General features: G+C 71.7%; 13 protein-coding genes, 1 tRNA gene and 1 pseudogene. 7 read left to right on the top strand and 8 right to left on the bottom strand.

From position 1 onward, the window contains the following. Window positions 1-15: 15 nt before the first annotated feature. Window positions 16-657, top strand: a complete 642-nt coding sequence (locus IZR02_RS12265; protein WP_025104312.1) for an NAD(P)-dependent oxidoreductase — start codon at window positions 16-18, stop codon at window positions 655-657. Between the two features lie 36 nt (window positions 658-693). On the opposite strand, the gene IZR02_RS12260 is transcribed toward IZR02_RS12265, so the two are convergent. Both IZR02_RS12260 and IZR02_RS12255 read right to left on the bottom strand, forming a co-directional pair. Further along, the gene (locus IZR02_RS12260) at window positions 694-1,995 is read right to left on the bottom strand and encodes a DUF4032 domain-containing protein (protein ID WP_025104313.1); all 1,302 of its coding nucleotides are present in this window, start codon (window positions 1,993-1,995) and stop codon (window positions 694-696) included. A gap of 77 nt (window positions 1,996-2,072) precedes the next feature. After that, complete coding sequence (locus IZR02_RS12255) at window positions 2,073-3,176, bottom strand: ABC transporter ATP-binding protein (RefSeq protein ID WP_025104314.1); 1,104 nt, start codon at window positions 3,174-3,176, stop codon at window positions 2,073-2,075. A gap of 228 nt (window positions 3,177-3,404) precedes the next feature. Here IZR02_RS12255 and IZR02_RS12250 point away from each other — a divergent pair, with 228 nt between their 5' ends. The 3 genes from IZR02_RS12250 to IZR02_RS12240 all read left to right on the top strand — a co-directional run bounded on the left by IZR02_RS12250 (window position 3,405) and on the right by IZR02_RS12240 (window position 5,616). Then, window positions 3,405-4,355, top strand: a complete 951-nt coding sequence (locus IZR02_RS12250; protein ID WP_025104315.1) for a DsbA family protein — start codon at window positions 3,405-3,407, stop codon at window positions 4,353-4,355. Window positions 4,356-4,397: 42 nt separating this feature from the next. After that, window positions 4,398-4,470: transfer RNA gene (locus IZR02_RS12245), tRNA-Thr, on the top strand. A 192-nt stretch (window positions 4,471-4,662) separates the two neighbouring features. Continuing rightward, entirely contained in the window at window positions 4,663-5,616 is a 954-nt protein-coding gene (locus IZR02_RS12240) for an aldo/keto reductase (protein WP_025105516.1), read from the top strand. Window positions 5,617-5,623: 7 nt separating this feature from the next. Here the strand turns inward: IZR02_RS12240 and IZR02_RS12235 are convergent, their stop codons facing one another. The 4 genes from IZR02_RS12235 to IZR02_RS12220 are packed head-to-tail and all read right to left on the bottom strand — an operon-like array spanning window position 5,624 to window position 9,268. Further along, window positions 5,624-6,292 (bottom strand): response regulator, encoded by a 669-nt coding sequence (locus IZR02_RS12235; protein WP_025105517.1) that lies wholly within the window; start codon window positions 6,290-6,292, stop codon window positions 5,624-5,626. Then, window positions 6,289-7,527: a sensor histidine kinase gene (locus tag IZR02_RS12230; protein ID WP_025105518.1), complete on the bottom strand. Its 1,239-nt coding sequence runs from the start codon at window positions 7,525-7,527 to the stop codon at window positions 6,289-6,291. The genes IZR02_RS12235 and IZR02_RS12230 overlap by 4 nt, the downstream gene beginning before the upstream one ends. Window positions 7,528-7,535: 8 nt before the next feature. Beyond that, window positions 7,536-8,360 carry an ABC transporter permease gene (locus IZR02_RS12225; protein ID WP_025105519.1) on the bottom strand — a complete coding sequence of 275 codons (825 nt, stop codon included), beginning with the start codon at window positions 8,358-8,360 and terminating at the stop codon, window positions 7,536-7,538. Beyond that, on the bottom strand, window positions 8,357-9,268 hold the full coding sequence (locus IZR02_RS12220) for an ABC transporter ATP-binding protein (RefSeq protein ID WP_025105520.1): 912 nt from the start codon (window positions 9,266-9,268) through the stop codon (window positions 8,357-8,359). Before IZR02_RS12220 ends, IZR02_RS12225 begins: the two co-directional genes overlap by 4 nt. Window positions 9,269-9,432: 164 nt before the next feature. Here IZR02_RS12220 and IZR02_RS12215 point away from each other — a divergent pair, with 164 nt between their 5' ends. Beyond that, window positions 9,433-10,347: a DMT family transporter gene (locus tag IZR02_RS12215; protein WP_036293476.1), complete on the top strand. Its 915-nt coding sequence runs from the start codon at window positions 9,433-9,435 to the stop codon at window positions 10,345-10,347. A 77-nt stretch (window positions 10,348-10,424) separates the two neighbouring features. On the opposite strand, the pseudogene IZR02_RS12210 reads toward IZR02_RS12215, so the two are convergent. Together IZR02_RS12210 and msrB are read right to left on the bottom strand one after the other, a co-directional pair. After that, window positions 10,425-11,027 (bottom strand): annotated as a pseudogene (locus IZR02_RS12210) (nitroreductase family protein); the annotation flags it as partial. Continuing rightward, window positions 11,024-11,428 (bottom strand): peptide-methionine (R)-S-oxide reductase MsrB, encoded by a 405-nt coding sequence (gene msrB / locus IZR02_RS12205; RefSeq protein WP_025105523.1) that lies wholly within the window; start codon window positions 11,426-11,428, stop codon window positions 11,024-11,026. The gene msrB and the pseudogene IZR02_RS12210, both read right to left, overlap by 4 nt. A gap of 71 nt (window positions 11,429-11,499) precedes the next feature. On the opposite strand from msrB, the gene IZR02_RS12200 reads away from it, so the two are divergent. Both IZR02_RS12200 and IZR02_RS12195 read left to right on the top strand, forming a co-directional pair. Beyond that, window positions 11,500-12,492 carry a DUF2332 domain-containing protein gene (locus tag IZR02_RS12200; protein WP_025105524.1) on the top strand — a complete coding sequence of 331 codons (993 nt, stop codon included), beginning with the start codon at window positions 11,500-11,502 and terminating at the stop codon, window positions 12,490-12,492. Between the two features lie 9 nt (window positions 12,493-12,501). Then, window positions 12,502-12,762, top strand: a complete 261-nt coding sequence (locus IZR02_RS12195) for a DUF3263 domain-containing protein (RefSeq protein ID WP_025105525.1) — start codon at window positions 12,502-12,504, stop codon at window positions 12,760-12,762. Window positions 12,763-12,813 lie beyond the last annotated feature (51 nt).

The following is a 12,813-nucleotide window of genomic DNA, read 5'->3' as shown; positions in this document are numbered from 1 at the left end:
CCGAGAGGAACACGCATGGCCCGCATCATCGTCCTGGGAGGAACCGGCTACGCCGGGCGCCACATCGTCGCGGAGGCGGTGAGCCGCGATCACGCGGTCGTCGCCATCTCGCGCTCGACCCCCGCGGATCCGGTCGCGGGTGCGGCGTACGTGCAGGGGTCCGCGCTCGACCCCGCGACGCTGACCGAGGCGTTCGCGGGTGCGGATGCCGTGGTCTCCGCGCTCTCGCCGCGCGGTGACATGGAGGACCGTGTCCTCGAGGCGCTGACGAACGTGGTCGCGCTGCTCGACGGCACCGAGACCCGGCTCGGGGTCGTGGGCGGCGCGGGCGGCAGCCTCGTCGCGCCCGGTGGCCCCCGACTGTTCGATCAGGGGTTCCCCGAGGAGTACAAGCACGAGGCGCAGGTCGGCATCGACTCGCTCGCGCTCCTGGAGCGCACCGCGGAGAGCCTGGACTGGTTCTTCGTGCACCCGGCCGAGGTCTTCGGGCCGTGGGCCGAGGGGGACCGCACCGGACACTACCGGGACGGTGGTGACGTCCTCGTCCGCGGCGAGGACGGGAAGTCGTACATCTCCGGGGCGGACTTCGCCGTCGCGATCGTCGACGAGATCGAGCAGGGCAACCACCACCGCGAGCGGTTCACGGTCGGCTACTGACGCCGTGCGGCGCGGCGCCGACCGGCGGGCACGGTCTCAGACGAGGTCGCGCCAGTCCACCTCGTCGTCGTCGCCGAGCGCCAGCGTGCCGGTGACGACGGGGAGGCCCATCGTCTCGGTCGGCGGCCCCATGATGGTGGCCTCGTCGCGCCGGTGGCGGAGCACATCGTTGATGTAGCTCGTCAGCACCTCCGCGAGGGCGACAGAGCGTCCCTGCGCCTGCGACAGGTACCAGCGGTGCTCCAGCACCTGGTGGAACACCTCGGCCGGCTCCAGCTTGGCGCGCAGGTCGTAGGGGATCGCGCGGACGACGGGCTCGAAGACGCGCGTGAGCCACTCGTGCGCGTACATCTCCTCGTCCGCCCACTGCTTGGTGGAGCGGGCACGGAACTCGTCGAGGTCGTTGAGGAGCCGCCGGGCCTGGTTCTCCTCGACGTCGAGACCGGTGAGGCGGATGAGTCGGCGCTGGTGGTGCCCGGCGTCGACGACCTTGGGCTGGATCTCCACCACCGTGCCGTCGGCGGTCGTCGACATCGACATCTCGTCGATGTCGAAGCCGAGGGCGTTGAGCCGCTCGACACGTTCCGTGATGCGCCACGTCTCGGCGGCGGAGAAGGACTCCTGCGCGGTGAGCTCGGCCCAGAGGGAGCGGTAGGACGACACGATGCCGTCCGCGATGGCGACGGCGTCGACCCCGTGCTCCAGGCGGCCGCCCGCGGCGAGATCCATGATCTCCCCGGCGATGTTCGTGCGCGCGAGGTCCAGGTCGTAGGCGCGCTGACCGTCGGTGAGGCCCTCTTCGTGCAGCTCGCCGGTCTCCGCGTCGACGAGGTACGCCGCGAAGGCCCCGGCGTCCCGGCGGAACAGCGTGTTCGAGAGCGAGACGTCTCCCCAGTAGAAGCCCACGTTGTGCAGACGCACGAGCAGCAGGGCGAGCGCGTCGACGAGGCGCGTGGCCGTGTCCGGGCGGAGCACCCGGGTGAAGAGGGCCCGGTACGGCATCGAGAAGCGCAGATGTGAGGTGACCAGCGCCGCGGGGAGCGGCGCCCCCGACGAGTCGGTGCGCCCCGCGATCACCGCGACGCGCTCCACGCACGGCACGTCGAGTCGCGACAGGTTGCCGAGCATCTCGTACTCCCGGCGCGCCATCTCGGTCGTCGTCTCCTTCACCGCCACCACGCGCCCGGAGAGATCCGCGAAGCGCACGAGGTGGCGGGAGAGGCCCTTGGGCAGCGAGACGATGTGCTCGGAGGGCCACTTCTCCAGAGGCGTCGACCAGGGCAGAGCGAGCAGACCGGGGTCGACCGTCTTGGCGGTGATCCGGAGGGATTCCTGCATGGGGGCTCCTGAGGGTGCCGGGGAAACGACGCGGCGCGGGCGACCGAAGTCAGCCCGCGCCGCGGTGGAGTGTCCGATCAGGCCGAGACGACCGGCTTGTCGTTCAGGCGGTCGCCCGACTCGAGGTCGAACGCGTGCACGTGACCCGGGTTCGCGGCAAGGGTGACGGTCTCCCCGGCGTTCGGGTGGTTGCGGCCGTCGACGCGGGCGACGAGGTCGGTGCGCTTGCCGTTGATCTCCGTGTGGCCGTAGAGGTAGCCGTCGGCGCCGAGCTCCTCGACGAGGTCGACGACGACCGAGAGGCCGCGACCGTCGGCCGGGCCGACCGTGATGTCCTCGGGGCGGACGCCGACCGTGACCTGCGAGCCCGACGCGCGGCCGACCGTGTCGCGGTCCAGCGGCACGACCTCGGTGCCGAACTGCACGCCGCCGTCGGCGAGGTCGGCGCTGAACAGGTTCATCGCGGGGGAGCCGATGAAGCCGGCCACGAACACGTTGTTCGGCTTCTCGTACAGGTCGCGCGGGGAGCCGACCTGCTGGAGCAGACCGTCCTTGAGCACGGCGATGCGGTCACCCATCGTGAGCGCCTCGGTCTGGTCGTGCGTGACGTAGACCGTGGTGACGCCGAGACGACGCTGCAGCGACGCGATCTGCGTGCGGGTCTGGACGCGGAGCTTGGCGTCGAGGTTCGACAGCGGCTCGTCCATGAGGAAGACCTGGGGCTGACGCACGATGGCGCGACCCATGGCGACACGCTGACGCTGACCACCGGAGAGGGCCTTCGGCTTGCGGGTGAGGTACTGCTCCAGGTCGAGGAGCTTCGCGGCCTCGAGGACGCGCGCGGCGCGCTCCTCCTTGCCGACGCCGGCGATCTTGAGCGCGAAGCCCATGTTCTCCGCGACGGTCATGTGCGGGTACAGCGCGTAGTTCTGGAACACCATCGCGATGTCGCGGTCCTTCGGCGGCACGTCGGTGACGTCGCGGTCACCGATGAGGATGCGGCCGGAGTTGACCTCTTCGAGGCCGGCGAGCATGCGGAGGGAGGTGGACTTACCGCAACCGGAGGGACCGACCAGGACGAGGAACTCGCCGTCTCCCACCTCGAGGTTGAGCTTGTCGACAGCCGGACGGGTGCCGCCGGGGTACAGGCGGGTGGCCTCGTCGAAAGTCACAGATGCCATCGTGTTTCTCCTTCACCGGCAGGTACGTGCCGGACGATCCGTAGTGAATGAAGCGGCGGAGCGACCCGCCGTGACCCTCCATCGGGTCGGGATCAGTATGGCACGAACGGCCGCACCTGGGTATTTCTCAGCCTCACTGGTTAGCATCGAACCCGGCCGTGCGCAGCGGCGATCACCGCCCGACGGTGGTCGGGGCCAACCCGGACCCCCTGAGACTCAAGAGGAACGATGTCGAGCGACGAAACGCCGAACGTCCCCGCCCCTCGCACTTCGCGCGAGGCCGTGCGGGAGAAGGCACAGAAGGTGCACGCCCAGCAGTCGCGGGCGCGTCTCATGCGACGGATCATCATCGGTGCGGTCGCGATCATCGCGGTCGGTGCGATCGGGACCGCCGTGACGCTCGCCGTGACCTCGCAGACGTCCAAGCCGCAGCTCAGCCCCAGCGGCATGGAGGCGGACGGCGTCGTGGTGACGGACATCGCCTCCGCCGCGATCGCCGGCACCGCGTCCCCCACACCGGACCCCGAGCCCAGTGAGGCCGGCGCCAGCGAAACGCCGTCGCCCGAGCCGTCCGCGGCCGGCGCCGTCGAGGTGCACGTCTACGTCGACTACCTCTCGCCCGACGCGGGCAAGTTCGAGCGCGCCAACGCCCGTCTGCTCGCGCAGTGGATCGAGGACGGCGCCGCGACCGTCAGCTACCACCCGGTCGCTCTGCTCACCGCCAGCTCCAACGGCACGAAGTACTCGCTGCGTTCCGCCGCAGCTGCCGCCTGCGTGGCGACGCACTCGCCGGACCAGTTCTACGCGTTCAACCACGACCTCCTCGACGACCAGCCCGACGTGGGCAGCGACGGGATGTCCGACGAGGAGCTCGCCAACCTCGCGGGTGCCGTCGGCGTGGACAACGCCAAGACCGTGCGCTCCTGCATCCAGGACGGCGACTACGTCAGCTGGGCGAAGGAGGCGACGACCCGCGCGCTCGAGGGGCCGCTCCCCGGCTCCGACGACCTCGTGCTCACCGCCGCCCCGATGATCGTCGTGAACGGCGAGGCGTACGTCGGCGCGCTGGACGACCCGCAGGAGCTGTCGACGTTCGTCATGTCCGTCGCCAGCGAGGCCTACTACGAGTCGACGTCTCCGACGCCCACCCCGACCGCCACCTCGGCGCCGGCGAAGTAGTCCGTCGAGCGTCCCGGCCATCGCTAAGCTGTGATGGCATCCGCCGACTTGGCGCAATTGGTAGCGCACCGTACTTGTAATACGGGGGTTACGGGTTCGAGTCCCGTAGTCGGCTCTCTCTGACGGACCCCTTCGCGTGATCGCGGCGCCTCTGCGTGTGCGTTGTCGCACGCCCGCATATCGCGTATCACTTCGGAGGGTGTTATGTTACTGGGGTGCAGGTGGTCGGCACCCCGCCCCGGCCACCTGCGCATCCTTTCGCGTCACCGCGGGAATGTTCGCGCCGCTCGTCGCGGTTGTCTCGGACATGACCCGCATCGGCTCCAGTGACCTCGACGTCTTCCCCCTCGCCCTCGGCGGCAACGTGTTCGGCTGGACGGCCGACCGTGACGCCTCCTTCGCCGTCCTCGACGCCTTCGTCGACGGGGGTGGCGACTTCATCGACACGGCGGACTCCTACAGTGCGTGGGTTCCCGGCAACGAGGGTGGCGAGAGCGAGACGATCATCGGGGCGTGGCTCGCGGCGCGGAAGCCCCAGGGCGTCGTCGTCGCGACCAAGGTCAGCCAGCACCCCGCCTTCCGCGGTCTCTCGGCGGGGAACGTGCGCCGCGCGGCGGAGGCGTCGCTCGCTCGCCTCGGCGTCGACGAGATCGACCTCTACTACGCCCACTTCGATGACGAGTCCGTGCCGCTGGAGGAGACGGTCGAGGCGTTCGGCGCCCTCGTCACGGACGGGCTCGTGCGGCACGTGGCGGTGTCGAACTACACCGCCGACCGCATCCGGCAGTGGATCGACATCGCGGACCGCCTCGGCGTCGCGCGACCGGTCGCCGTCCAGCCGCACTACAACCTCGTGCACCGCAATGACGTCGAGGACACCATCATCCCCGTCGCCGAGGAGTTTGGGCTGAGCCTCGTGCCGTACTACGCGCTGGCGAGCGGCTTCCTCACCGGCAAGTACCGCTCGACGGACGCCGGGGGAGAGGGGTCTCCGCGGGCCGCCGGCGCTGCGAAGTACGCCACCGAGGCGGGACTTCGGATCATCGACGCGCTCGACGAGATCGGCGGAGCGCACGGCGCCTCGGTCGCCGCGACGGCCCTGGCCTGGCTGCGTGCGCAGCCGACCGTGGTCGCGCCCATCGCGAGTGCCCGGACGGTGGATCAGGTGCCGGATCTGCTCGCCGGAGCGCGGCTGGAGCTGTCGACCGACGAGGTCGAGCGCCTGAACCGCGTGTCGGCCTGGACGCCGCCGCAGGGCTGACCCGCTCTCACCGACCGACGAGGCCGAGCCGGTGCGCGAGGATCACGGCATGGATCCGGTCCCGCGCCCCGAGCTTCGCCAGGATCCGCCCGACGTGCGTCTTCACCGTGGACTCGCCGACGTAGAGCGACGCCGCGATCTCGGCGTTCGTGAGACCCTGGCCGATCGCGACGAACACCTCGCGCTCGCGTTCGGTCAGGGAGCGGTACCCGGCGTCGTCGACCTCGTCGAGAGCGTTGGCTCCGAGCTGCGAGCCGACATGCTCCAACAGCACGCGGGTCACCCGCGGAGCCAGCGCGGCGTCTCCACGATGGACGGCACGGACGGCGGAGAGCATCTCCTGGCGCTGGGCGTCTTTCAGGAGGAACCCGCTGGCACCGGCCCGGATCGCGCCGAAGGCGTACTCGTCCAGATCGAAGGTCGTGAGGACGAGCACCTTCGTGTCGGGATGCGCGCCGACGATGGCGGTCGTCGCCGCGATCCCGTCGAGCTCCGGCATCCGGATGTCCATGAGCACGAGGTCGGGGGCGAGTGCGGCGCTCTGCGCGATCGCCGCCTTCCCGTCGGCGGCCTCCCCGATGACGACGATGTCGGGTTCCGCCTCGAGGACCATGCGGAACCCCAGGCGGATCAGCTCCTGGTCGTCGACCAGGAGCACGCGGATGGGTGATGTCATCTGTTCTCCTCCTCTGTCGGCAGCACGGCGCGAAGGATCCATCGGCCCGCACCGTCCGGCCGCGACTCCAGTGTGCCGTGGACGTGGGCGGCGCGTTCCTGGAGACCCCGGAGACCGAAGCCTCCCTCGCCCGGAGAGCCCGCGACGCCGTCGTTGACGATCTCGACGACCACGGAAGCGGGCGTGTACTCGAGTCGCACGGATGCGGCGGTCGCGGTCGGCGCGTGCCGCATCGCGTTCGTCAGCCCCTCCTGCACGATCCGGCCGAGCGCGTGGGCGACGTCGGACGAGACGTCCGCGTGGCCGGTGGTGGCGAGGGTCACCGGATACCCGGTCCGCTGCGCGGCCGCGACGGTCTCCTGCGGGGATGCGGGCGAGACCGGCGCGAGGAGGAGCGGGGCGTCGTCGTCCCGAAGCACCCCGAGCATCGCCCGCATCTGGGTGAGCGCGCTGCGGGCGGTGTCCGCCGCAGAGGTGGCCGCCGCGCGCGCCTGTTCGCGGTCCGGGGTGGCGGCCGCTCCCTCGGACAGCGCCACGACCACGGTCAGGGAGTGCGACACGATGTCGTGCATCTCGCGTGCGATCCGCGCCCGCTCAGCCGCAGCGGCGAGCTGCGCCTGCTGGTCGCGCTCCACGAGGAGCTGCCGGGAGCGGTCGATGACGGCGTCCAGGTAGCGCTTCCGGTTGCCGACGTTCGCGCCGATCAGGGTGCCGATCAGGCCGAGCACGACCGTGCCGAGCAGGGCGTTGACCGCCTCTTGGAGTGTGAAGATGCCGGACCAGAGGAGGAGCCCGGCTCCCGAGGCGCTGGCGGCGACGCCGATGCCGAAAGCTGTCCACGCGGCACGGGTGGAACGGTAGACGGCGAGGGAGTAGCCGGCGAACAGCAGCAGCGGGCTGCTCCCCGGCAGCGCGGTGAACAGGAGGAAGACCTCGAGCAGGATCGCCGCGATCGCCGGGAGCCACGGCTTCCGTCGGCGCCAGAGCAGGGTGGCGGAGGCGGCGACCGCGCAGAGCGGCAGCAGGGCGGCGAGCACGAGCCCGACGTGGCCGCGGTCGGCATCGTCGACGCGCGCGGCGGGTGTGATCGTGAGGACGATGCAGAGCAGGGTGAGCAGGACGTCGGCGAGGACGGGATGGCGCGCCCAGAAACGCCGGAACAGGCCGGGAGGACGAGGGAGCCGCAGCCCCTCGTCCTCCCGGACCGTGTCCGTTCCGCGTCGCTTCGCCGGCACCCGGTCTCCTACGCGTCCCGCGTGCGGAGGACGGCCCACGCGGCCAGCAGACCGCCGACCACCCAGCAGCCGAGGGTGAGGAAGGCGACCGGCGCATCCAGCGTCGCCGTGTCACCGGGCAGGATCGCGCTCTGCGCGGCGGCGACGGGGAGGTAAGCGGAGGCGTCGATCACCCAGGCCCAGGCCTCTCCCGCCATCGCGAAGAAGCTCGCGACGATCGGCAGGACGAACAGCAGACCGACCGTCGCCGCGATCGCTCCGGCACCCGAGCGCAGGATGAAGCCGAAGGCCACGCCGATCAGCGCGAAGACGGCCATGGCGAGGGAGGCGACCACGATCGGCAGGACGGAGGCCGCGGGGTCCGACCAGTCGATGCGCTGCTCCCGTCCTGCGACCACGGCGGACACGGCGGCCGCCGCGGCGCCGAAGATGACCAGCGACGACAGGAACAGGAAGCCCGCGAGCACGAGGGCCTTCGCCAGCAGCACGGACCCGCGGATCGGGTCGGCGGTCAGCGTCGAGCGGATCATGCCCGTGGAGTACTCGCCGGTGACCGAGATCGCCCCGATGATGCCGGCGAGCAGCATCGTGAACTGGATCGGCATGACGACGGCCTGGATCGGGTCGAACCCGGGGGCATCGATCGCCTGGGCGATGAGGACGGCGATGCCGATCGTCAGCACGGCGGCGATCGCGATGGACCACCACGTCGACCGGAGGGTGATGAGCTTGATCGCCTCGCCGCGCACGGCGCGTGCGAAGGTGAGGCGCCGACCCGAGTCGACGGCAGGGGGCGCGACGGCCGGGGTCGTCACGGCGGGGGCGGCGGTCATGAGAGCTCCTTCGTGCGGTACTCGACGGCGTCGCCGGTGAGGGCGAGGTAGGCCTCTTCGAGGGATCCGGTGGTCGGGGTGAGTTCGTGCAGCGGGATCCCGCGCTCCGCGGCGAGGTCGCCGATGCGGGCTGCCGGGAGCCCCGCGATGTCGAGCAGATCGGGAGCGGCGCTGACGATCTCCACGTCCGGACCGCCCACCGCGGCCACGAGGTCGGTGGGGCGGGGTGTCCGCACGCGCACGCGGTTTGTCGTCCAGGAGCGCACCAGCTCGGCCAGCGGAGCGTCGGCGAGGACCTTGCCCCGTCCCATCACGATGACGTGGTCCGCGGTCTGCGCCATCTCGCTCATGAGGTGACTGGACAGCAGGACCGTCCGGCCCTCGGAGGCGGCATGCCGGACGAACTGGCGCACCCAGCGGACGCCCTCCGGGTCGAGGCCGTTGACCGGCTCGTCGAGGATGAGGGTGTGCGGGTCGCCGAGCAGTGCGGAGGCGATCCCGAGGCGCTGCCCCATGCCGAGGGAGAACTTCCCGGCGCGCTTGCGGGCGACCGCGCCGATGCCGGCGAGCTCGATGACCTCGTCGACGCGCGACGTCGGGATGCCGTGCGTGGCGGCCATGGCCCGGAGGTGGTCGCGTGCGGTCCGTCCGGTGTGCACGGCCTTGGCATCGAGGAGCACGCCGACCTCGGTGAGGGGCGCCCGGAGCTTGCGATACTCCTGGCCGGCGACGGTCGCCCGGCCGGCCGACGGACGGTCCAGCCCGACGATCATGCGCATGGTCGTCGACTTCCCTGCGCCGTTCGGTCCGAGGAAGCCGGTGACGGTCCCCGGCTGCACGGTGAAGGACACGCCGTCGACGGCGGTCTTGTCCCCGAATCTCTTGGTGAGGCCTTCTGCGGTGATCATGGTCCCCACGCTACGGACCGTCGGGGCGCGGCGCGTCCTCCCGGAGGACGATTCCCCGGTGCGGTGCGATCGTCCTCCGGGAGGACGGCGCCGTGGAGGACAGGTGCCGGCGGAGGCTCCGATAGTGTCGAGAGGTGACTCCCGCCCGCCGCCTCCCCGCCCCTCTGGCGCTCGGGGGAGCCGTCGCGATCGGGGTCATGACCGCGATCCAGGCGCGCATCAACGGGGTCCTGGGCGTGCGCGTCGACAACGGCATCGTCGCCGGCTTCCTGTCCTTCGCGGTGGGGCTCGTGGCCCTCGCCGTCGTCATCTCCTTCCTGCCTTCAGCGCGCGGTGGCGCTGCGCGCCTCGGCCGCGGCATCCGCGACCGGAGCATCCCGTTCTGGATGCTCCTCGGCGGAGCCTGCGGCGCTCTCACCGTCTCCACCCAGGGGCTGACGGCGGGCATCCTCGGCGTCTCCCTCTTCACGGTGGGTGTCGTGGCAGGGCAGACCCTGCACGGCCTCGTCCTCGACCGCATCGGCTTCGGGCCGGCGGGCGTCGTGGCCGTGACCCCCGGCCGGGTGATGGGCGGCGTGCTCGCGCTCGCCGCGGTGGGGATCTCCCTCTCGGGCGATGTGCTGGCGACCGCCCCGCTGTGGATGCTGGTGCTGCCCTTCGCCGCCGGTGTCGGCATCGCCTGGCAGGCCGCGACGAACGGTCGGCTGGCCCAGCGCGTGCAGTCGCCGATCGCCGCCACCCTGATGAGCTTCATCGCGGGAACCCTGGTCCTGGCGGTCGCCGCCGGCACCAGCGTCGCCGTGCGGGGGTGGCCGGCCGCGCTGCCGACCGAGCCCTGGCTCTACCTCGGCGGCTTCCTCGGTGCGGGCTACATCCTGCTCGGCGCCTTCATCGTCGCGCACACGGGCGTGCTGCTCATGGGGCTGGGATCGGTGCTCGGGCAGCTCGTGACGTCCGTCGTGATCGACCTGCTCTGGCCGGCGCAGGCGGGACCGGCGCTGTGGCAGGTGATCGCGATGGTCATCGTGGCGGTGGGCTCGGTGCTGGTCGCGGTGCCCTGGCGTCGACGCCGGCTCTAGGAGCGGCTCTTCTTCGCGGCCTTCGCGGCCTTCTTCTTCGCCTTCTTCTCCGCCTTCTTGTGGGCCTTCTTCTCGGCCTTCTCGGCCTTCTTCCTCTCGGCCTCCTGCGCTGCCGCCTCGGCTGCCGCGCGCTCCTCCGGAGAGAGCCTCGGCGGCCGGGTGAGAAGCGCGCGGGCGTCGACCGTCTTGCGCCTACCGGGACTCTTGCCCTCGGGCTTCGCGCCGACGTAGAGCCAGCCGAGGAGCTCCTCGTCGGGGCCCAGCCCGTGCATGCGCGCCACGGGCTCTGAGCGCGTGTAGTGTCCGGTGCGCCAGATGACGCCCCACCCCGCCTCATCGAGCAGCAGGCTCAGCACATGCGCGACGCCGGAGGCCACCGCCTCCTGCTCCCAGCGCGGCACTTTCTCGCTCGGACGGTAGCTCGCGACCACCGCGATGAGGAGCGGAGCCCGCAGCGGCTTCGTCGACGGCTCCGCGTCTCCCTGAGCCTCGGCGATCGCGGCACCGAGCGCCTCGCGGTCCGCGCCGCGCAGCTCGATCAGACGCCAGGGGCGCAGCGAGGAATGGTCGGCGACGCGGCCGGCGGCGCCGACGAGCGTCACCAGCTCCTCGCGCCCCGGGGCGGTGTCGCCGACCTTCGACCAGGACTGCCGTGCGCGGACGGCGTCGAGGGCGCTCACGACTCGTCGGGCGTGAAGTTCAGCGCGATCGAGTTCATGCAGTAGCGGTCACCGGTGGGGGTGCCGAAGCCGTCCGGGAAGACGTGGCCGAGGTGCGAACCGCAGGTCGCGCAGCGGACCTCCGTGCGCACCATGCCGAGACTGTCGTCCTCGAGCAGCTCGACCGCATCCGGCCGGACCGACTCGTAGAAGCTCGGCCAGCCGCAGCCCGAGTCGAACTTGGTGCCGCTCTTGAAGAGCTCCGCACCGCAGGCGCCGCAGGTGTAGAGGCCGGCGCGCTCCTCGTCGAGCAGCTCACCCGTCCAGGCGCGCTCGGTCGCCGCCTGGCGCAGCACGGCGTACTGCTCTTCGCCGAGCTCGTCGCGCCACTCGTCTTCGGTCTTGTTCACGCTGTAGGGCATCGTGTCCTCCTGAGTCCTCTCCATTCTCTCTCGTGCGGAGCGCCGGTGGCGCTTCGCGTCAGAATGGACGCATGACCGACGCCGTGCAGGAGCGCTATGCCCGATTCGCGGCGACGGAGGCTCCTGGGCGCAGCGCGCTGTACGCGGAGTGGGCGGCCGGGATCGCCGCCGACCCGGCGATCAGGGAGCTTCTGCGACGGATCCCGCCGACCCGACGCCAGCCGCCCCTCGTCTTCGCCGTGTCCCGCCTGCTCGGCGCCGGTCACGGACCGTACCGGGAGTGGCGTGAGTTCGTCCTCGCGCAGGCCGACCGGCTCGTCGCCGAGTGCACCCGGCGCGCCTTGCAGACCAACGAACCTCTGCGGACCGCCGCTCTGCTGCCCGTGCTCTCCGAGATCGACGGGCCGATCGCACTGCTGGAGATCGGCGCCGCGGCGGGCCTGTGCCTCTACCCCGATCGCTACTCGTTCCGCTTCACCGACGGAGAAGGACGCGTCCGCCGCGCCCTCGATCCGCTCGACGGCCCCTCGACGGTGCTGCTGGAGAGCACCGTGTCCGGAGACCTGCCGCCGCTGCGCCTGCCCGAGGTCGTGTGGCGCGCGGGTATCGACCTCGCCCCGCTGGACGCGGCGGCCGCCGACGACCGGCGCTGGCTCCGCGCACTCGTGTGGCCGGGGGAGGAGGGGAGGGAGCAGCGCATCACCGCCGCGCTCGACATCGTCGCCGCCGACCCTCCGCTCCTCGTCGCCGGCGACGCGGCCGCCCACCTGGACCATCTGGCGGCGTCGGCTCCGGCGGACGCCACTCTGGTCATCACGACCCCGGGGGTGCTGGTGCACATCCCGCGGGCGGAGCGGTCGGAGCTCATCGCGACGATCGCGGGACTGCCGGCGCACTGGGTCACGATCGACCCTCCCGGCCTCCTCGACGTGTGGGAGCCACCGGTCGCCGCCGAGACCTGGCCGGGCTTCGTCGTCGCGCACGACGGCCGCGTGCGCGCCGCCGCGGATCCGCTCGGCGCGTGGTGGGAGTGGCGCGCCGGGGATCGCCGTCCGACGACCTAATCTGAGGGCATGTCCGCAGACCACCTCACGGAGCGCGATCGCGCGATCCTCGCCCTGGAGGCCGCCTGGCCCCGCCACGGCGGCATGAAGGAGGAGGTCATCCGCAGCAGGCTCGGCATGAGCGCGGCGCGGTACTACCAGCTGCTCGGGCGGCTGATCGACTCCGAGGCCGCGCTCGAGTTCGACCCGATGGTCGTGCGGCGGCTGCGTCGGCTCCGCGACGCCCGCGGCGCCAGACGGGCCGCGCGGATCCCCGACTTCACCGGCTGAGCGGACGCCGACCGCATGGATCGGGCCCGTCGCGGACCGGTTTGCCAGGGA

The sequence above is a fragment of the Microbacterium paraoxydans genome (assembly GCF_019056515.1).
Classification (GTDB): Bacteria; Actinomycetota; Actinomycetes; order Actinomycetales; family Microbacteriaceae; genus Microbacterium.
Note: the sequence above shows the minus strand (reverse complement) of the source record. Positions and strands in the feature narration are given on the sequence as shown.

Bases quoted from the DNA above. Each gene is read 5' to 3' on its own strand.
- IZR02_RS12265 (WP_025104312.1), top strand. From the start codon at position 16: ATGGCCCGCATCATCGTCCTGGGAGGAACCGGCTACGCCGGGCGCCAC.
- IZR02_RS12260 (WP_025104313.1), bottom strand. From the start codon at position 1,995: ATGCAGGAATCCCTCCGGATCACCGCCAAGACGGTCGACCCCGGTCTG.
- IZR02_RS12255 (WP_025104314.1), bottom strand. From the start codon at position 3,176: ATGGCATCTGTGACTTTCGACGAGGCCACCCGCCTGTACCCCGGCGGC.
- IZR02_RS12250 (WP_025104315.1), top strand. From the start codon at position 3,405: ATGTCGAGCGACGAAACGCCGAACGTCCCCGCCCCTCGCACTTCGCGC.
- IZR02_RS12240 (WP_025105516.1), top strand. From the start codon at position 4,663: ATGACCCGCATCGGCTCCAGTGACCTCGACGTCTTCCCCCTCGCCCTC.
- IZR02_RS12235 (WP_025105517.1), bottom strand. From the start codon at position 6,292: ATGACATCACCCATCCGCGTGCTCCTGGTCGACGACCAGGAGCTGATC.
- IZR02_RS12225 (WP_025105519.1), bottom strand. From the start codon at position 8,360: ATGACCGCCGCCCCCGCCGTGACGACCCCGGCCGTCGCGCCCCCTGCC.
- IZR02_RS12220 (WP_025105520.1), bottom strand. From the start codon at position 9,268: ATGATCACCGCAGAAGGCCTCACCAAGAGATTCGGGGACAAGACCGCC.
- msrB (WP_025105523.1), bottom strand. From the start codon at position 11,428: ATGCCCTACAGCGTGAACAAGACCGAAGACGAGTGGCGCGACGAGCTC.
- IZR02_RS12200 (WP_025105524.1), top strand. From the start codon at position 11,500: ATGACCGACGCCGTGCAGGAGCGCTATGCCCGATTCGCGGCGACGGAG.
- IZR02_RS12195 (WP_025105525.1), top strand. From the start codon at position 12,502: ATGTCCGCAGACCACCTCACGGAGCGCGATCGCGCGATCCTCGCCCTG.